General features: G+C 73.3%; 14 protein-coding genes and 1 tRNA gene. 10 read left to right on the plus strand and 5 right to left on the minus strand.

The window, feature by feature from the left end; genetic code table 11:
* Positions 1-1,128 precede the first annotated feature (1,128 nt).
* From EIM48_RS00270 to EIM48_RS00280, 3 genes are all read right to left on the minus strand, one after another.
* A complete protein-coding gene (locus tag EIM48_RS00270) occupies positions 1,129-1,956 on the minus strand; it encodes an aminotransferase class IV (RefSeq protein WP_233581604.1) in 828 nt (275 codons plus the stop codon).
* Positions 1,957-2,026: 70 nt separating this feature from the next.
* Positions 2,027-3,397: a signal recognition particle protein gene (gene ffh, locus EIM48_RS00275; RefSeq protein WP_125110853.1), complete on the minus strand. Its 1,371-nt coding sequence runs from the start codon at positions 3,395-3,397 to the stop codon at positions 2,027-2,029.
* 70 nt (positions 3,398-3,467) lie between these two features.
* Positions 3,468-3,872, minus strand: a complete 405-nt coding sequence (locus EIM48_RS00280) for a MarR family transcriptional regulator (protein WP_233581605.1) — start codon at positions 3,870-3,872, stop codon at positions 3,468-3,470.
* 133 nt (positions 3,873-4,005) lie between these two features.
* Here EIM48_RS00280 and EIM48_RS00285 point away from each other — a divergent pair, with 133 nt between their 5' ends.
* The 8 genes from EIM48_RS00285 to EIM48_RS00320 all read left to right on the plus strand — a co-directional run bounded on the left by EIM48_RS00285 (position 4,006) and on the right by EIM48_RS00320 (position 13,895).
* The gene (locus EIM48_RS00285; protein WP_125110855.1) at positions 4,006-5,496 is read left to right on the plus strand and encodes an FAD-dependent oxidoreductase; all 1,491 of its coding nucleotides are present in this window, start codon (positions 4,006-4,008) and stop codon (positions 5,494-5,496) included.
* Positions 5,497-5,544: 48 nt separating this feature from the next.
* Entirely contained in the window at positions 5,545-5,994 is a 450-nt protein-coding gene (locus EIM48_RS00290; protein ID WP_125110856.1) for a MarR family transcriptional regulator, read from the plus strand.
* 3 nt (positions 5,995-5,997) lie between these two features.
* Entirely contained in the window at positions 5,998-7,476 is a 1,479-nt protein-coding gene (locus tag EIM48_RS00295) for an efflux transporter outer membrane subunit (protein ID WP_019398720.1), read from the plus strand.
* A gap of 13 nt (positions 7,477-7,489) precedes the next feature.
* On the plus strand, positions 7,490-8,680 hold the full coding sequence (locus EIM48_RS00300) for an efflux RND transporter periplasmic adaptor subunit (RefSeq protein ID WP_125110857.1): 1,191 nt from the start codon (positions 7,490-7,492) through the stop codon (positions 8,678-8,680).
* 15 nt (positions 8,681-8,695) lie between these two features.
* Complete coding sequence (locus EIM48_RS00305; RefSeq protein WP_125110858.1) at positions 8,696-10,282, plus strand: DHA2 family efflux MFS transporter permease subunit; 1,587 nt, start codon at positions 8,696-8,698, stop codon at positions 10,280-10,282.
* 203 nt (positions 10,283-10,485) lie between these two features.
* Positions 10,486-11,277, plus strand: coding sequence for a cytochrome c biogenesis protein CcsA (ccsA, locus tag EIM48_RS00310; RefSeq protein ID WP_125076598.1), 792 nt, complete (start codon positions 10,486-10,488; stop codon positions 11,275-11,277).
* A 6-nt stretch (positions 11,278-11,283) separates the two neighbouring features.
* Positions 11,284-13,005 (plus strand): ShlB/FhaC/HecB family hemolysin secretion/activation protein, encoded by a 1,722-nt coding sequence (locus tag EIM48_RS00315; protein ID WP_125110859.1) that lies wholly within the window; start codon positions 11,284-11,286, stop codon positions 13,003-13,005.
* A complete protein-coding gene (locus EIM48_RS00320; protein ID WP_125110860.1) occupies positions 13,002-13,895 on the plus strand; it encodes a filamentous hemagglutinin N-terminal domain-containing protein in 894 nt (297 codons plus the stop codon). Before EIM48_RS00315 ends, EIM48_RS00320 begins: the two co-directional genes overlap by 4 nt.
* A 13-nt stretch (positions 13,896-13,908) precedes the next feature.
* On the opposite strand, the gene radA is transcribed toward EIM48_RS00320, so the two are convergent.
* Positions 13,909-15,306, minus strand: coding sequence for a DNA repair protein RadA (radA, locus tag EIM48_RS00325; protein WP_199728361.1), 1,398 nt, complete (start codon positions 15,304-15,306; stop codon positions 13,909-13,911).
* Positions 15,307-15,503: 197 nt separating this feature from the next.
* On the opposite strand from radA, the gene EIM48_RS00330 reads away from it, so the two are divergent.
* A tRNA-Thr gene (locus tag EIM48_RS00330) sits at positions 15,504-15,579 on the plus strand.
* Positions 15,580-15,786: 207 nt separating this feature from the next.
* On the opposite strand, the gene EIM48_RS00335 is transcribed toward EIM48_RS00330, so the two are convergent.
* Entirely contained in the window at positions 15,787-16,365 is a 579-nt protein-coding gene (locus EIM48_RS00335) for a DUF488 domain-containing protein (protein ID WP_026010538.1), read from the minus strand.
* A gap of 117 nt (positions 16,366-16,482) precedes the next feature.
* Between EIM48_RS00335 and EIM48_RS00340 the strand changes: the two genes are divergently transcribed.
* Positions 16,483-18,774, plus strand: a complete 2,292-nt coding sequence (locus EIM48_RS00340; protein WP_125110861.1) for a DUF3772 domain-containing protein — start codon at positions 16,483-16,485, stop codon at positions 18,772-18,774.
* Positions 18,775-18,784 lie beyond the last annotated feature (10 nt).

Consider the following 18,784-nt stretch of genomic DNA (forward strand, 5'->3'; position numbering starts at 1 on the left):
GCTCCAGATGCAAGGCTGCGCGCTTTGCGTGCAAGGCCTGGAGCTGCAAGTGCAAGGCTGGGGACCCTGCACACAAAAATCCTGACACCCCTCCTGGGGGCTTTGCGTGCAAGCCTCGGAGCCTCGGCTTTCGAGCTCCGGAGCCCTGCACTCGAGGCTCACCAGCCCCGACCGCGAGGCTTTTTGCCTTGCGCGCGAGGCTCCAGGGCTTGCGCTTCGGGCTCCGGGGCTTGCGTGCAAGGCTTCGAGCCTCGTCGTTGCAAGGCTTGGAGCCTTGCACGCAAGGCAGGGGAACCTTGTGGACGAAGCTTCTTGCTCCAAGTGCAAGGCCCGGAGCCTCGCGCGCAAGGCTCCGAGCCCGACGGTTGGGGTTCAGAGCCTTGCGTGCAAGGCTGGAGGGCCTTGCACGCAAGGCTTTTTGCTCCGGGCGCAAGACCGGGTGCCTCGCATACAAGGCGCCAGGCCCGACGGTCGGGATCCGGCATGCGCAGCCCGGGCAAGCGAAGCGCACCCGGAACGCTGCAGAAGCGGGGCTGGCTCCGAAGGGAGGCGAGCGGAGGCCCGGGTTGCGGCTCCATAGCGGACTACGTCGCTGACAAGACCCAAGGTCGCTGGGCCGAGGCTTCCGCCGGGACGACGTGGCTGGGGACAGTCGCGTGGCAGCGCCCCGGATGCGGCCGTTGGCCTTATCCGGGCTACGAACCGAGCACCCGACCGTCTCCCCGCCCCCTCCCCCGTGGAAGGGGGCGTATGACGAAGCGACGGGACGAAACGCGCGCGAAGACGCGCTGCGCCGGGTGTGTCCCGGCAGCGGCCATGGATGGCCGCGGTAGCGAGTACGCACATGGATGTGCGACCGAGCGGCCGGGACACACCCGGTGCAGCGCGGCTCCGTCCGAAGTCCGCCGCCCCTTATTTGGCGACCACGCATTCGTAATGCGCACGTGCAGCGCTACGTACCCAACGTTCCTGACGATGCACGGGTATGGCAAGAGAGCAGAAGACCCTGCCCCCTCCCCAAACCCCGCTCCGCACCCAGTTCCGCTCCCTAGTCCGAGTCCAGCGGACGCGGCCGTTCGGCGGCGCGCAAACGCACCGCCCCACCCCGCGAGGGAGCGACCTTGAAGGCTAGGCGAGCGGTTCCCAGCGAACCTGCGCGGCAGCGGACGCAAGCAGCGCATCCAGCTCCGGCAACGGGCCAAACTCCACCTGGTCGATGGCGGCGATGCGCTGCAGGCTGTTGGCGTTGACCGCGAAGGCGGCGGCGAAACCGCCAACCTCCGCCAGCGCGACCGGGCGCACCTGCTGCGCGCAGCCCAGCGCATCGAGGCCGGACTGCAGCAACCGTTCCGAAGTACCACGCAGCGCCGGACCTTCCGGCCAGGTGATGCCCCGCCCGTCCCAGAAGCCGATGTTCCAGACCGTGCCTTCGACCACGCGCGCGCCGGCGCCCTCGCCGTCCACGAACAGCGCATCGTCATAGCCGTCCCGCATGGCCAGGCGCCGGTGCTGGAACAGCGGGAAGGTGGCCACGTGCTTGAGGTGCGGGAACGGACGCACGAAGGCGACGCTGCGCACCCGGATCGCCTTGCCCGATGGCCGTGCCGGCGCGGTGGCGGAGACCAGCACGTCCGCCTGCAGCGCGCGCAGCGGCTGGCGGTGGTCGAAACCGCGCGCGAACACGGCCACGCGCAGGGAGCAGTCGCCGCCTTGTTCCGCCGCGGCCTGGGCCATCCAGGCCCGGACCTGGGCCTCATCAAGCGCAGCGTCGAACAGCTCGGCGTTGCCCTGGCCCAGCCGCGCCAGGTGCAGCTCCATGCCCTGGGCGCGGCCACCACGCACCTGCAACGCGGTGAAGTGGCCGTAGTTCACCTGCGCCAGCGCGCGCAGGCCCTCGGGATCGGAGGCGGCCGGGCGGCCGTTGAGCAGGAAGCTGCCCGAAGGCGGCTGCGTCATCGCGTCCTCCATCGTCCTCGACCGGGCCAGCCGGCCGGCGCCGGGGCCGCGTGGCCAGCCCGCGCGTGGATCAGCGGAACGGCATGCGGCCCATGCCGCCCATCATGCCCTGCAGGCCGCGCATCATCCCCTTCATGCCGCCGCGGCCCATCTTCGCCATCATCTTCTCCATCTGCTGGTACTGCTTCAGCAACTTGTTGACGTCGGCCGGGGTGGTACCCGAACCGCGGGCGATGCGGGCACGGCGCGAGCCGTTGAGCAGGCCCGGGTTGCGCCGCTCCTTGGGGGTCATCGAGCCGATGATGGCGATCATGCGCGGCACCTCGCGGCTCTGCGCCACCTGCTGCTTGAGGTGCTCGGGCACCTGGCCGAGGCCGGGCAGCTTGTCGATCAGGCCGGCGATGCCGCCCATGTTCTGCATCTGCTCCAGCTGGTCGCGCATGTCGTTGAGGTCGAACTTCTTGCCCTTGGCGACCTTGGCGGCCAGTTTGGCGGCCTTCTCCTGGTCGACGGTCTGCTCGACCTGCTCCACCAGCGACAGCACGTCGCCCATGTCGAGGATGCGCGCGGCGACGCGGTCGGGGTGGAACACGTCCAGGCCGTCGACCTTCTCGCCGGTGCCGACGAACTTGATCGGCTTGCCGGTGATGTAGCGCACGGAGAGCGCCGCGCCGCCGCGGGCATCGCCGTCGGTCTTGGTCAGGACCACGCCGGTCAACGGCAGGGCGTCGGAGAACGCCTTGGCGGTGTTGGCCGCGTCCTGGCCGGTCATGGCGTCGACCACGAACAGGGTCTCGGCCGGGTTGACCGCGGCGTGCAGGGCCTTGATCTCGGCCATCATCGCCTCGTCGATGGCGAGGCGGCCGGCGGTATCGACGATCAGCACGTCGACGAAGGATTTCTTCGCGTCCGCGATCGCGGCGCGGACGATGTCCTCCGGCTTCTGCCCGGCGTCGGACGGGAAGAACAGCACGCCGGTCTGTTCGGCCAGGGTCTTCAGCTGCTCGATCGCGGCCGGACGGTAGACGTCGGCGCTGACCACCATCACCTTCTTCTTGCGCTTTTCCTTCAGGTGCCTGGCCAGCTTGCCGACGGTGGTGGTCTTGCCGGCGCCCTGCAGGCCGGCCATCAGGAACACCGCCGGGGCCGGGACGTTGAGATTCAGGTCGGTCGCGGCCGAGCCCATCACCGCGGTCAGCTCGTCGCGCACCACCTTGATCAGGGCCTGGCCCGGGGTCAGCGACTTGAGCACCTCCTGGCCAACCGCGCGCACCTTGATGCGCTGGATCAGGGCCTGCACCACCGGCAGGGCCACGTCCGCCTCCAGCAGCGCGATGCGCACCTCGCGCACGGCCTCGCTGATGTTGGACTCGGTCAGCCGGCCGCGGCCGCGCAGCCGCTCGAGGGTGCCGGACAGGCGCTGGGTCAGGGATTCGAACATGCAGGCGGACCGGAAGGCGGAAAACGGCCGGCGATTATAGCCGGCACCCGGCGCAGCGCCGGCCGGCGGTTCAGCCAGGCGCCGCCTCCACCAGCCGCTCCAGGTCGGCGGCGAAGCGCGTCAGCAGCCGCACCAGCTCCTCCACGTCCCGCTCCGGCCAGTCACGGAACACCTCGCGCGCCAGCCGTGCGCGGGCCTGGTCCAAGCGCTCGGTCATGGCCTTGCCCCTGGGCGCGATCACCGCCTCGCGGATACGCCGGTCCTGCGGGTTGCCGCGGCGGGTGATCAGCTCCATCGCCTCCAGCCGGGCCACCTGGCGGCTGACGGTGGTGTAGTCGCGGCCCACCCGGTCGGCCAGCTCCACCACCCCGATCGGCCCGACCCGCTCGATCATCACCAGCAGCCGGAACAGGGCCTGGTCCAGGCGCACCCCGGCCGCGGCGATCAGCCGCTGGTCGTTGCGCGGACGGTTCATGACGCTCACCAGGGTGATCAGTGCCCCGTGCAGCGCCCGCATCCGTTCGTGAATATGTGTATCTTGCACATTACCCGCCGACGCCATTAGCGTGCCCTCCATGTGTGCATTTTGCACATTCTGGAGGACGACGATGGAAACGCGCAACGAAACCGACGTGCTGGTCTGTGGCGCCGGCGCCACCGGCCTGGTCCTGGCCATCGAACTGGCCCGCCGCGGGGTCCGGTTCCAGCTGGTCGAGGTGCGGGAGCGGCCGTTCCACGGCTCCCGCGGCAAGGGCCTGCAGCCGCGCAGCCTGGAGATCTTCGCCATGCTGGGCGTGCTCGACCGCCTGGCGGCCGCCGGCGGCCCGTACCCGCCACTGCGCCGCTACCGCCCGGACGGCCGCCATGCCGAGGTGGCGGTGGCCGAGTCCGGTCCGCCCACGCCGGCCGAGCCCCACCCGCTGCCGCTGATGGTGGCGCAGGCCACCACCGAGGCGATCCTGCGCGAGCGCCTGCTGGAGCTGGGCCACCGCCCCCGGTTCGGCCACGCCCTGGTCGGCCTGGCCCAGGACGCGGACGGCGTGACCGCGCGCATCGCCGGTCCGGAGGGCGTGCGGACCGTACGCGCCCGCTACCTGGTGGGCGCCGACGGCGGCCGCAGCTTCGTGCGCCGGGCGCTGGGCATCGGCTTTCCCGGTCGCACCCTGGGCCAGCGCGCGCTGGTCGCGGACATCGTCCTGGAGGGGCTGGGACGCGAGGCCTGGCACCAGTTCGGCGAGGGCGGCGAGCGGCTCGCCATGCTGTGCCCGCTGATGGGCACCGACCTGTTCCAGCTGCAGGCGGCGGTGCCGCCGGACGGCGAGGTCGGGCTGTCGGCTGCCACGCTGGAGGCACTGGTGCGCGAGCGCAGCGGCCTGCCCGGGCTGCGCGTGCGCGAGGTGCACTGGGCCTCGGTCTACACGATGAACGCGCGCCTGGCCGAGCGCTACCGGGACGGGCGGGTGTTCCTGGCCGGCGATGCCGCGCACGTGCACCCGCCCACCGGCGGCCAGGGCCTGAACACCAGCGTGCAGGACGCCTGGAACCTGGGCTGGAAGCTCGCCGCGGTGCTGGCCGGGGCACCGGACGCCCTGCTGGACACCTACGAGGCCGAGCGCCGGCCGGTCGCCGCCGGGATGCTGGAGATGTCCACCCGCCTGCTCGGCCAGGCCCGCCGGGGCGAGCTGCGCCGCGACCGCGAGACCCGCCAGCTGGACGTGGGCTACCGCGGCGGGCCGCTGGCCCCGGCCGCCACCTGCCCGGCCGCGGTCCAGCCCGGCGACCGCGCCCCGGACGCGCGCCTGCTGGGCGCGGCCGGACAGTCGCGGCGCGTGTTCGAGCTGCTGGCCGGCCCGCACTGGACCCTGCTGGCCACCGGCACGCCGGTGCCGGCCCGGCCCGGCCTGCGCGTGCACCGGATCGGGCCGAAGGCCGAGCTGCGCGACGTGCACGGCGACTTCGCCGCCGCCTGGGGCCTGCCACCGGGCGGCTGGGCCCTGGTCCGGCCGGATGGCTACCTCGCCCGGATCGGCACGGAGGACGACCTGCCCGAGCTGGAGGGCTGGCTGCAGCCTCTGCTGCCCGCCCCGGCAACAACTTGAGCACCCAATATTTGCATTGGCAAACATCGGGCGGTACCCTGCCGCCCCATGTCCAACTCCCCCATCTGCACCGGCGCGTCGCTGGGCCTGCTCGTGCGGCAGGTCCGCGACGCCATGCGCGCCCGCTGGGAACGGGAGCTGGCCCGCGCCGGCCACGACCTCAACTTCAGCCAGTTCCTGACCATCAAGAAGCTGGCCGACGGCGTGGCCAACGCCACCGAGCTGGCGCGCATCGCCGAACTGACCCCGGGCGCCATGACCCGCCTGCTGGACAGGCTCGAGGCCCGCGGCCTGATCGTGCGCGGCGCCGATCCGGGCGACCGCCGCGCGCTCAACATCCGCCTGACCGAAGGCGGCAAGCAGATCGCGCGCGACATCGCCCAGTGCGGCGAGCGGGTCAGCGAGGCCGCCTTCGCCGGCCTGGACGAAGCCCAGCGCGCGCAGTTCGTGCGCCTGCTGGAGCAGGTCCGCGACAACCTTTCCATTCCGGAAACCTGACCGATGCCTGCCCTCCCCCACCCCGGCCGCCGCCTGGCGGCCATCGGTACCCTGTCCCTTGCGCTCGCGCTGGCCGGCTGCGCCAGCACCGGCGGGCTGGAGCCGGCCGCGCAGTTGCGCGATGCCGACACCCATGCCGCCGCGCGCAGCCTGGACGGCGCGCCCACCAGCCCGGCCGCGTTCCCGCGCCAGGACTGGTGGCGCGCCTTCGGCGACCCGCAGCTGGACACGCTGGTCGCCGAGGCCCTCGACGGCAGTCCCTCGCTGGTGGCCGCCGACGCCCGCCTGCGCAAGGCCCGCGCCCAGGCCGGCCTCGCTTCCGCCGCGCGCAAGCCGACCGTGGCCGGCAGCGCGCAGTACGCGGTGGCCCAGCTGCCCGAGGGCCTGGCCGGCGAGGAGCTGGGCGGCCAGCTGATGCACAACGCGGTGCTGATGCTCAACTTCGACTGGCCGCTGGACGTGTGGGGCGGCAGGCGCGCCGACTACGAGGCCGCGCTGGGCGAGGCCCGCGCCAGCCAGATCGAGGCCCAGGCCGCACGCCTGTCCCTGGCCGCGAACGTGGCGCGCAGCTACATCGCCCTGGCCCAGGCCCACGAGGCGCACGACATCGCCCTGCGCGAGCAGCAGCGCAGCGAGCGCCTGCTGCAGCTGGGCCGCCAGCGCGTGGACGCCGGCATCGACGGCGCGCTGTCGCTGCGCAACGCCGAGACCGCCATCGCCACGGCCAAGGCCCAGGTGGAGGCGGCGCAGCAGCAGATCGACGCCCTGCGCACTGCCCTGGCCGCGCTGCTGGGCCAGGGCCCGGACCGCGGCCTGGACATCGCCCGCCCACGCCTGCTGCAGGCTCCCGCGCCGGCGCTGCCGGGGGTGCTGCCGAGCGAACTGCTGGGCCACCGCCCCGATGTGGTCGCCGCGCGCTGGCGGGTCGAGGCCGCGGCGCAGGGCATCAAGTCGGCCAAGGCCACCTTCAGGCCCAGCATCGACCTCAGCGGCCTGGTCGGCCTGGCCGCCACCGACTTCGCCGACCTGTTCGACGGCGACGCCGTGCTCGGCTTCGGCGGCCCGGCAATCAGCCTGCCGATCTTCGACGCCGGCGCGCGCCGCAACCGGCTGGATGCGCGCAACGCCGACTACGACCTGGCCGTGGCCCGCTACAACCAGGGCGTGGTCGATGCCCTGCACGAGGTGACCGACGCAGTCCAGGCGATCCGCTCGCTGGACGCGCAGGAACGCTCGCTGCAGGAGGCGCGCGCCTCCGCCGAGGCCGCGCTGCAGCTGGCCGAGGCCCGCTACCACGCCGGCATCGGCAGCCAGCTCGAGGTGCTGTCCGCGCAGCGTCCGCTGCTGCAGGTCGAGCAGCAGCTGGCGGCGCTGCGCGCGCAGCGCTACCTGGCCGCGGTCGACCTCGACCGCGCGCTTGGCGGCGGCCTGTCCTTCGACGCGCCCGCTACCGCATCCACCGCCTCCGAACCGAACTCCTGAGCCCCCCACGCCCATGACCACCGAAACCAATCCGCAAGTGACCGCGCCGGCCGCGCCCGCCAGCAATGGCAAGCGCCAGCGCGCCCTGAAGATCCTGCTGCTGGTCGTGGTCCTGGCCGGCGCCGCCTGGCTGGCCTGGTACCTGCTGTACGCCCGCTGGCACGAGGACACCGACGACGCCTACGCCCAGGGCAACGTGGTGAGCGTGGTGCCGCAGACCGCCGGCACCGTGGTCGGCATCCAAGCCGACGACGGCGACCGGGTCGAGGCCGGCCAGGTGCTGGTGCAGCTGGACCCGAACGACGCCCAGGTCGCCTACGACCAGGCCGTGGCCAACCTGGCCGCGACCGTGCGCCAGGTGCGCGGTTACTTCGGCAGCGCCGACGCTGCCCAGGCCGAACTGCGCGCGCGCCAGGTCGCGGTCGAGCAGGCACGCGCCGACGTGAAGCGCCGCGAGGGCCTGGTCGCCAGCGGCGCGATCTCGCGCGAGGAACTGGCCCACGCCCGCGACGTGCTCGCCGCCGCCGAGGCCGCGCTGGGCACCGCCCGGGGCAACCTGCAGCGCAGCCGCGCCCTGGTCGATGCCACCACCGTGCAGGAGCAGCCGCAGGTGCAGGCCGCCGCCTCGCAGCTGCGCCAGGCCTACCTGGGACTGCAGCGCACCGCGATCGTCGCCCCGGTGTCCGGCTACGTGGCCAGGCGCCAGGTGCAGCTGGGCCAGCGCGTGCAGCCCGGCGCCACGCTGATGACCGTGGTGCCGCTGGAGCAGATGTGGGTGGAGGCCAACTTCAAGGAAACCCAGCTGGCGCGCATGCGCATCGGCCAGCCGGTCGAGGTCAGGGCCGACCTGTACGGCGGCAGCGTCCGCTACCAGGGCAAGGTCGCCAGCCTCGGCCTGGGCACCGGCAGCGCGTTCTCCCTGCTGCCGGCGCAAAACGCCTCGGGCAACTGGATCAAGATCGTGCAGCGCGTGCCGGTGCGGATCGAGCTGGACCCGGAGCAGCTGGCCCCCCATCCGCTGCGCCTGGGCCTGAGCATGCATGTCGACGTGGACGTGCGCGATGACAGCGGCCAGGTGCTGGCGCAGTCGCGCGGCGAAGGCGAGCCGCGCTTCTCCACCGCCGTCTACCGCAGGCAGCTGGACGAGGCCAACGCGCTGATCACCCGGATCATCGAGCAGAACCTGCCGCGCGCGCACGGCTGACGGACGCCCTCCCCCATGTCCTCCACCGCCGTCACCGCCCCCGGATCCGGCGCCGCGCCACGCGCGGCCGCCGCGGCCCAGCCATTCCGTCCGCCCAGCGTGGCCCTGGCCACCCTGGGCCTGGCGCTCGCCTCGTTCATGCAGGTGCTGGACACCACGATCGCCAACGTCTCGCTGCCGACCATCTCCGGCAACCTCGGCGCCAGTGCCAACCAGGCGACCTGGGTGATCACCTCGTTCGCGGTCAGCAACGCCATCGCCCTGCCGCTGACCGGCTTCCTCAGCCGCCGCTTCGGCGAGGTGCGCCTGTTCCAGTGGGCGACCCTGGCCTTCGTCGTCGCCTCCCTGCTGTGCGGCATCTCGCAGAGCATGGGCATGCTGGTGGCATCGCGCGCCCTGCAGGGCTTCGTCTGCGGCCCGATGTACCCGGTGACCCAGGCCCTGCTGCTGTCGATCTATCCACCGGCCAAGCGCGGCCAGGCCATCGCCCTGCTGGCGATGGTCACCGTGGTCGCGCCGATCGCCGGCCCCATCCTCGGCGGCTGGATCACCGACAACTACAGCTGGGAGTGGATCTTCTTCATCAACGTGCCGATCGGCCTGTTCGCGGCCTGGGTGGTGAGCTCGCAGATGAAGGGCCGGCCCGAGCGCACCGAGAAGCCGAAGATGGACTACATTGGCCTGGCCAGCCTGGTGCTGGGCGTGGGCGCGCTGCAGATCATGCTCGACCTGGGCAACGAGAAGGACTGGTTCCAGTCCACCGAGATCGTGGTGCTGACCATCGTCGCGGTGGTCGCACTGGCGGTGTTCGTGATCTGGGAGCTCACCGAGAAGGATCCGATCGTCAACCTGCGCCTGTTCCGCCACCGCAACTTCGCCGCCGGCACGGTGGCGATGGTCACGGCCTACGCCGCGTTCTTCGCCATCGGCCTGATGGTGCCGCTGTGGCTGCAGCGGAACATGGGCTACACCGCGATCTGGGCCGGCTTCGCCACCGCGCCGATCGGCATCCTGCCGGTGCTGCTGACCCCGTTCGTGGGCAAGTACGCCACCCGCTTCGACCTGCGCATGCTGGCCAGCCTCGCCTTCGTGGCGATGGCCACCACCAGCTTCATGCGCGCCGGCTTCAACCTGGACGTGGACTTCCAGCGCGTGGCGATGATCCAGCTGGTGCAGGGCATCGGCGTGGCCCTGTTCTTCATGCCGGTGCTGACCATCCTGCTGTCGGACCTGGAGCCGCACGAGATCGCCGCCGGGTCCGGCCTGGCCACCTTCGTGCGCACCCTGGGCGGCAGCTTCGCCGCCTCGCTGACCACCTGGGCCTGGAACCAGCGCACCACCATCCACCATGCGCGCCTGACCGAGCACCTGCCCGCCAGCGACGAAGGCGTGCGCCAGCTGGCGATCCAGCTGGGCCAGGGCGACCTCACCCGCGGGGCGCTGATGCTCAACCAGGAGATCGGCCAGCAGGCCGCGCAGATCGGCTTCAACGAGATCTTCCACCTGCTTGGCATCATCTTCCTGGCGGTGATCGTGCTGGTGTGGTTCGCGCGGCCGCCGTTCACGGCCAAGGGGCCGCGGCCGGTGGGCGGCGACCACTGAGCGCGCCCGCCGCCGCGGCGGGCGCGCAGCACGGCCACACACAGTGCCGCCCCGGGCACCGCGCCAGGCTGGCATGATGGCCGGCCCATCCCTCCCGCGCCGCCGCCAGCGGTGACGCCGCGACGCTGCCTTGGCGCCCGCCGTGGCGGTCAAGGCAACCCATGGCATTCCGGTTGGCCGCGGCGCTATGCGACACTCACGCGATGACAATCGTTCTCATTGCCGCACTTGCCTACCTGACCGCCGCGGGCCTGCTGTTCCGCGCCATGGGCCAGGGCCGGCCGCAGCCGGGACGCGCCTGGCTGGCCGCGGCGGCACCGGCGGTCCTGCTGCACGCCGCCTACCACCTCCTCGTCGCCTGGCGCACGCCCGGCGGCCCGGACATGCACTTCTTCTCCGCCCTGTCGCTGGTGGGCATGGGCATGGCCGGCATGACCATGCTGGTGGGCGCGCGCGGACGCATGGCCGCGCTGGGCGTGTTCGCCTTCCCGCTGGCGGCGGCGCTGCTGGTCGCCTACCACCTGCACGGGCACACCACCTCGACGGTGCTGGGCTGGCGCCTGCAGCTGCATGCCTGGCTGGCGCTGCTGGCCTACGCCACCCTGGCCATCGCCGCGGTGCTGGCGGTGATGCTGCGCATCCAGGAGCGCGCGTTGCGCCGGCGCACCTTCAGCACCTGGCTGCGCTCGCTGCCGCCGCTGACCGAACTGGAGTCGCTGCTGTTCCGCACGATCGGCGCCGGCTTCGCCCTGCTGAGCCTGACCCTGCTGACCGGCGTACTTTTCGTCGAGGACTTCCTGTCCCAGCACCTGGTGCACAAGAGCGTGCTGAGCATGCTGTCGTGGCTGGTGTTCGGCGGCCTGCTGCTGGGCCGCTGGCGCTACGGCTGGCGCGGCGTGCGCGCGGTGCGCTGGACCCTGACCGCGATGGTGCTCCTGCTGCTGGCCTTCTTCGGCAGCAAGTTCGTGCTGGAACTGGTGCTGGGCAGGCCCTGAACCGCCATGCGCTCGACCGCACGGCGCCCACACCGGCCCACCCGTAGCCGGCCCGCTCCCCGCGGGGCGGCGGTCCTGGCCGCGGCCCTCGCCGCGCTGCTGCCCCCGGCATCGGCGCTGGCCACGCCGCCGGATGCCGGCCAGGTGCAGCGCCAGGCCGAGCGCGCGCTTGGCATGGCGCCGGTGGCGCCGCCCGCGCCCGCGACGCGCGAACAGCCCGCGGCCGACGAAGCCGGGCCGCGGTTCGAGGTCCGCCGCTTCCGCCTGGAAGGCGCCACCCTGCTGCCGGAGGCGACCCTGCAGGAAGCGCTGGCGCCCTGGCGCGACCGCCCGCTGCGCTTCTCCGACCTGCAGGCGGCCCTGCGCCGGATCGTGGCGCTCTACCGCGCCCACGGCTGGTTCGCCCGCGCCGAACTGCCGGAACAGGACATCACCGACGGCACGGTCGTCGTGCAGGTGCTGGAAGGCCGCCTTGGCCGGATCGGCGTGCTGGACGCAGGCAGCCGCGCGCGCGGCAACTTCGTGGCCGCCATGGCCGGCCGCGGCCTGCGTGCCGGCGAGCCCTATCCCGTGTGGCGGCTGGAGCGCGGCCTGTTGCTGGCCAACGACCTGCCGGGCGTGTACGTCGACGGTGTGCTGCAACCCGGCCAGGAACCGGGCACCAGCGACCTGGTGCTGCAGGTCGAGGACGGCCCGCTGTTCGGCGGCAGCCTCGCGGTCGGCAACGACGGCAGCCGCTACACCGGGCGCGCGCAGGCGATCGGCCGGCTGACCGTGGACAACCCCAGTGGCTACGGCGACCAGCTCGGCGCCACCGTGATGCGCGGCGAGGAGCTGGAGTACGCCGGCGCCAGCTACACCCTGCCGCTGGGCGCCAGCGGCCTGCGCGGCAGCCTCGGCTATACCGACCTGCATTACCGCCTGGGCAAGGAGTTCGAGGAGCTGGAGGCGCGCGGCGCCTCGCGCCTGTACCGCGCCGGCGTGAGCTATCCCCTGCTGCGCAGCGAGGCGGCCAACCTCGAGATGGAGCTGGCCTGGGCCCGGCGCCTGCAGGAAGACGCCAGCCTCGGCGAGGAGCTGCGCCGGCGCCGCCTGCACGACCTGACCCTGAGCCTGTTCGGCGATGCCGTGCACGCCGGCAGCGGCCATACCGCCTGGATCCTGGACCTGGCCCATGGCCGCGTGCGCCTGGGCCTTCCGGTCGAGCTGGAGTTCGACAGCGCCGGCGTGCACGGCGATTTCTCCCTCGCCCGGCTGGAGCTGCGCCACGACCGCTGGCTTGGCCGGGACTGGTACCTGCGCGCGCGCGTCAACGGCCAGTGGGCCGACGGCAACCTCGATTCCTCGCAGCAGTTCGTGCTCGGCGGCCCCTCGGGCGTGCGCGGCTATCCGGTCAACGAGGCGCCCGGCGACAGCGGCGCGCTGGCCCAGCTGGAACTGCACCGTGTGTTCCCGGCGCCGGGCAGCAGCGAGGTCGACGCCTTCCTGTTCGCCGACGGCGGCCGCATCCGCGCGCGCCAGGATCCCTGGGACCCGGCGCTGGTCAACCGCTACGGCCTGGCCGCGGCCGGGCTGGGCCTGCGCTGGTACCGCCGCGGCACCACCCTGGGCCTGGCGCTCGCCGCACCGCTGGGCGACAACCCGGGCGGCCTGGACGGCGCCAACCAGGATGGCACCCGCCGCGGGCCGCAGCTATGGTTCAACCTGCGCCAGCGCTTTTCGCCATGACCCACCGCTCCGGCCCCAGCGAGTACACCGCCATGCGCCCGACCCGCATCCATGTCCTGTGCCTGGCCACGGCCGCCACCCTGACGCTTGCGGCCGGCGCCGGCGCGCAAGAGCGCGATGCCCTGCCGCAGGACGGGCGCGTGGTCGCCGGCAAGGCCGACCTGGCCCGCCACGAGCGCAGCCTCACCATCACCCAGCACAGCCAGCGCGCGATCCTGGAATGGCGCAGCTTCGACATCGGCGCCGATGCCGCCGTGCACTTCGTCCAGCCCGATGCCTCGGCGGTGGTGCTCAACCGGGTGCTGGGCGGGCAGCCTTCGCGCATCGCCGGCCGGCTTTCCGGCAACGGCCACGTCTACCTGGTCAACGCCGCCGGCGTGCTGTTCGCGCCCGGCGCGCAGGTGGACGTGGGCCGGCTGGTGAGCACCGGCCTGGACATCGCCGACAGCGAATTCATGGCCAGCGACGGCCGCTTCGACCAGGCCGCTCCGGAAGGCCTGCTGCCGATGGCGCCGGGCGCAGGCAATCCGCCGCTGCCCCTGCGGGTCGCCGATCCGCAAGCGGAAGATGCCGAACCGCCGGCCGGCGCAGGCGCCGCGCCCGGCCGCGGCCTGCTGACCCTGGATGCGGGTGCCGGCGGGCACCTGCGCATCGGCCTGCAGCCGGAGCAGGTGCAGGCGCTGGTCGACGAGGGCGGCCTGCAGGAGGATGGCGGGGACCTGGTGCTGTCGGATGCCGGCAGCGCCGCCCTGGTTTCCAGCGCGGTGGCCACGGGCACCACGCCGCAGGCGCGCGGCGTGGCCGTGCGCGACGGTCGGGTGCTGCTGGTGGCCGTTCCCGCCGGCGCCGCCCCGGCGGCGCCGCAGGCCTCCGCACCCGGCCGTCCCTGAGGCGCCGCCGCGCTCAGGCGTGTTCCAGCGCGTCGGCCAGGCGCTCGACCGCGATCACTTCCAGGTCCTTGTACTTCGCGCCGCCACGCGGGGCGTTGGCCCTGGGCACGATCGCGCGCCGGAAGCCATGCGTGGCCGCCTCGCGCAGGCGCTCCTCGCCATTGGGCACCGGGCGGATCTCGCCGGACAGGCCGACCTCGCCGAAGGCGATGGTCTTGTCCGGCAGCGGCTGGTCGCGCAGCGAGGACAGCACCGCCAGCAGCACCGGCAGGTCGGCCGCGGTCTCCTGCACGCGGATGCCGCCGACCACGTTGACGAACACGTCCTGGTCGCCGACCGCCACGCCGCCATGCCGGTGCAGCACCGCCAGCAGCATGGCCAGGCGGTTCTGCTCCAGGCCCACCGCGACCCGGCGCGGGTTGGACAGCGGCGAGGAATCCACCAGCGCCTGCACCTCCACCAGCAGCGGACGGGTGCCCTCGCGGGTCACCATCACGCAGCTGCCGGGCTGGCGCGCGCTGCCGGAGAGGAAGATCGCCGAAGGGTTGGGCACTTCCTTCAGGCCCTTCTCGCCCATCGCGAACACGCCCAGCTCGTTGACCGCGCCGAAGCGGTTCTTGAACGCGCGCAGCACGCGGAAGCGGCTGCCGCTCTCGCCCTCGAAGTACAGCACCGCGTCGACCATGTGCTCGAGCACGCGCGGGCCGGCGATGCCGCCCTCCTTGGTGACGTGGCCGACCAGGAACACCGCGGTGCCGGTCTCCTTGGCGTAGCGCACCAGGCGCGCGGCGCTCTCGCGCACCTGGCTGACCGAGCCCGGCGCGGCGGTCAAGGTCTCGGTCCACAGGGTCTGCACCGAGTCGGCCACGATCAGCCGCGGCTTGGCCTCCGCCGCGTGCTGCAGGATCGATTCGACCCCGGTCTCGGCCAGCGCCTGCAGGTTGTCCAGCGGCAGGTCCAGGCGCACCGCGCGCCCGGCCACCTGGGCCAGCGATTCCTCGCCGGTGACGTACAGCGCCGGCAGCTGCGGGGCCATCTTCGCCACCGCCTGCAGCAGCAGGGTGGACTTGCCGATGCCCGGGTCGCCGCCGACCAGCACCACCGCGCCCTCGACCAGGCCGCCGCCCAGGACCCGGTCCAGCTCGCCGATGCCGGTGGACACGCGCACCTCGGCGGCCTGGGTGACGTCCTTCAGCGCGGTGACCTTCGGCGGGTCGACCTTGCCGGCCCAGCCGCTGCGGCGCGCCGCCGGCGTCGCCGTGCCCGCGGCGGAGGCCGGCTCCAGCACCACCTGCGAGAGCGAGTTCCAGGCACTGCACTCGCCGCACTGCCCTTGCCACTTGCTGTACTCGGCGCCGCATTCGCCGCACACGTAGGCGGTGCGCGCCTTGCCCGGTTTCGCCATGGCCATCGATGCCTTTCGTCCAACGAGGGCGGCAGCATACCCGCCGCGGTTCGCGCCGGCTGAGACGCACGCGCCCGGCCGGGCAGGCCAAGGCAGGCGGCCCGCCGCCGCGCGCACCGCCGATGCCCCGTCCCCGGCCCCGCTGGCCTGCGCGGCGCCTGTCCGGTTAGAATCGCGCCCCCGGCCGCTGCGGCGCCCGGCCTGCCGGAATAGCTCAGTTGGTAGAGCGGCGCATTCGTAATGCGTAGGTCGTAGGTTCGAATCCTATTTCCGGCACCAATCCCGAACGCCCGGCCCCGTGCCGGGCGTTCGTCCTTCCGGCCGCCCTAGCCTTCCACCTCCGCTCCCGGCGGCGTCATCGCCAGCGGCCCGGATCCAGCCATCAAGCGACGGCACTCCAGGCCCGGGCAGCCGCTGATTGCAGCCGGCGCGCCAACAGAGGGCACCTGGAGGCTCCTCCTCTTCCCGCCCGGACCGGCCAGCCGGTCATCCTTCCGGGAACAGCCCGCCCTGCAGCGCCGGATAGACGAGGCCATCGCCGGCCGGGCGCGCATCGGGGTTGCCGGGGTGCGGCTGCGCCGGGCCGGCGTCGAGGATGTGCAGGACCTGCCAGCCGCGGTGCTGCAGCAGGTCGGAGAGCAGGCGGCGGTGGCAGCGCCACCACACCGCCTCGGCGCACATCAGCGCGGTGCGTTGCGTGGCTGCCAGTTCCAGTGCCGCGGCCAGGCCCTCGCCGAATTCGGTGCTGGCCATGTGGTCGGCGTAGCCGCGGAAGCCGGCATTGCGCCAGGCGGCGTTGGGCGAATCCGGCCGCGGTGCGCGGCGCCCGCCCAGCTGCGGCAGCCAGCGGTAGCCGATCCCGGCCTGCGGCAGCGCGCGGGCCAGGGCGTCGCTGGCGAACCATGGGTAGCGCCGCGAGCCCGGGTAGCGGCGCACGTCGGCGATCGCGCCGATGCCGTGCGCGCGCAGCAGCTCCAGGAACGCCTCCCACTCCAGGGTGGAATGGCCGACGGTCCAGATGGTCGGCGCCGCCGGGTCCTGCCTGTCGTGCTGCCGTTGCGCCATGTCGTCCGCCGCCAGGGATCCGGCCGCCAGCATGGTCCCCGCCCGGTGAAAGCACGGTCGCCCGTGCGCCGCGCGCCCGGTGCTAACGTAACCGCCCCATCCGCAACCCGACCGTCCATGCACCGGACCGCCTTCCTGCTGCGCCCGCTCCTGCTGCTCTGCCTCGTCCTCGGCGCGCCGGCCCTGGCCGACGGGCCCGACGTGGACGCGGGCCGGCGCCAGCTGGAGACGATCGCCACCCGCCTGGAGCGCTACGAGCACGATGCCGAGCTCGCCAAGGCGCGCGAGGCGGTGCTGGAGATCCAGGCCGCGGCGCAGGCGCTGATCGACGGCCGCACCCCGGAGCTGCAGAGCCTGGACGCGCGCCTGGCCGAACTGGGCGAGGTGCCGGAAGGCCAGGACGAACCCGGCGACGTGGCCCGCGAGCGCCGCGCCCTGCAGGACCAGCGTGCGGCGGTGGATGCGGAACTGCGCCAGGCACGGCTGGCGGTCGTGGAAGGCACGCAGCTGCTGGAGCGCATCGCCACGCTGCGCCAGCAGCGCTTCTTCGGGATGCTCTCGGAGCGGACCACGCCGCCGTGGCGGCCGGCGTTCTGGCGCCAGCTCGCCGCCAGCGCCCCGCGCGACCTGGGCCGGGTACGCAAGCTGTGGCACGCCGTCGTCGAGGCCAGCCGCGAACACTGGAAGGCGGCCGGCCTGCAGCCGCTGGTGAGCCTGGGCCTGGCCGTGCTGCTGGCGGCCGGAGCCTGGTGGCTGGGCCGCCGGATCCCGGAGCTGGCCACCCGGCACGTGCCGCCGGGCCGCCTGCGGCGCTCGGCCCCGCCGACGCTGCGGGTGCTGCTGGCACTGGTCGCAGCGCTGTGCGTGGCGCAGCTGGTACGCGGCGCGCTGCTGCCGAATGCGCCGCCGGCCGCGGTGGCGGCGCTGGCCGGGCATGCGCTGGCGCTGGCGGTGTTCGTGGCGGTGGCCACCGCCCTGGGCAGCGCGCTGCTGTCGGTGGACCGGCCCTCGTGGCGCCTGCCGGCGATCTCCGACGCCGGCGCCAGGGCGCTGCGCGTGTTCCCGCTGCCGGCGGCGCTGGTGATCGCCCTGGCCAGCCTGGGCCAGGAGGTGGTCCGGCTGGCCGCGACCAGCCTGGACCTGGCGGTGGCCATCACCGGCCTGTCGGCGGCGCTGTGCGTGGCGCTGGTGCTGGTGGTGCTGCTGCGGATCCAGCGCCTGCAGCCGCTGGCCGACGCGGGCGACGCGCCGCCGGTCCACTTCCGGCCGTGGATGAACGTGGCCGTCAGCCTGGGCTGGATCGGCAACGCGGTCGCGTTCCTGGGCCTGGTGGCCGGCTACGTGGCGCTGTCGGCCTTCGTCGGCATGCAGGTGATCTGGGCGGTGATGGTGGCCGCCACGGCCTGGCTGGCGATGCGCTTCGTCGACGACCTGGTGTGCACGGTCCTGGCCTCGCGCGGCGCCGCCGGCAGGCGCATCAACACCCGCTTCGGGATCGAGCCGCGCCTGGTGGACCGCGCCGCGGTGCTGCTGTCGGTGGCCTTGCGCGCGGTGGTCGCGCTGGCGGCGCTGATCGCGCTGGCCATGCCCTGGGGCGCCGGCGGCACCGACCTGGTCGACCGCAGCATGCAGCTGCTGCGCGGCATCACCATTGGCGAGCTGGTCCTGAGCCCGCGCAACATCGTCCGCGCCCTGCTGGTGTTCGCCGGCGCCAGCCTGCTGCTGCACCTGTTCCGGCGCTGGCTGGAACGCCGCCTGCTACCGACCACGCGCATGGACGAGGGCATGCGTGCCTCGGTCGCGACCCTGGTCGGCTACGCCGGCATGGTGCTGGCGATCGCGATGGCGCTGGCGGCGATCGGGGTTGGCCTGGAGCGGATCGCGTGGATCGCCAGCGCGCTGTCGGTGGGCATCGGCTTCGGCCTGCAGGCGATCGTGCAGAACTTCATCTCCGGCCTGATCCTGCTGGCCGAGCGCCCGGTCAAGGTCGGCGACTGGGTGGTGGTGGGCGACGCCGAGGGCGACATCCGCCGGATCAACGTGCGCGCCACCGAGATCCAGACCGGCGACCGCACCACGGTGCTGGTGCCCAACTCCGAGCTGATCACCAAGGCGGTGCGCAACCGCACCTACGCCAACGCCGAGGGCCTGGTGAAGATCCAGCTGCCGATGCCGCTGTCGACCGACCCGGACCGGGTGCGCGACCTGCTGCTGGAAGTGTTCCGCGAACACCCGGCGATCCTGGAAACGCCCGCGCCCTCGGTGGCGATCGACAACATCACCAACGACCGCATCGTGTTCAGCGCCAGCGGCTACGTGCCCTCGCCGCGCCAGGCCTCGGCCACGCGCAGCGCGCTGCTGTTCGAGATCCTGCGCCGGCTGCGCGCGCAGGAGATGCCGCCGGGCTGAGCCGGCGCGC

The organism is Pseudoxanthomonas sp. SGNA-20, from assembly GCF_003931635.1.
In the GTDB taxonomy this organism is placed as follows: Bacteria; Pseudomonadota; Gammaproteobacteria; order Xanthomonadales; family Xanthomonadaceae; genus Pseudoxanthomonas.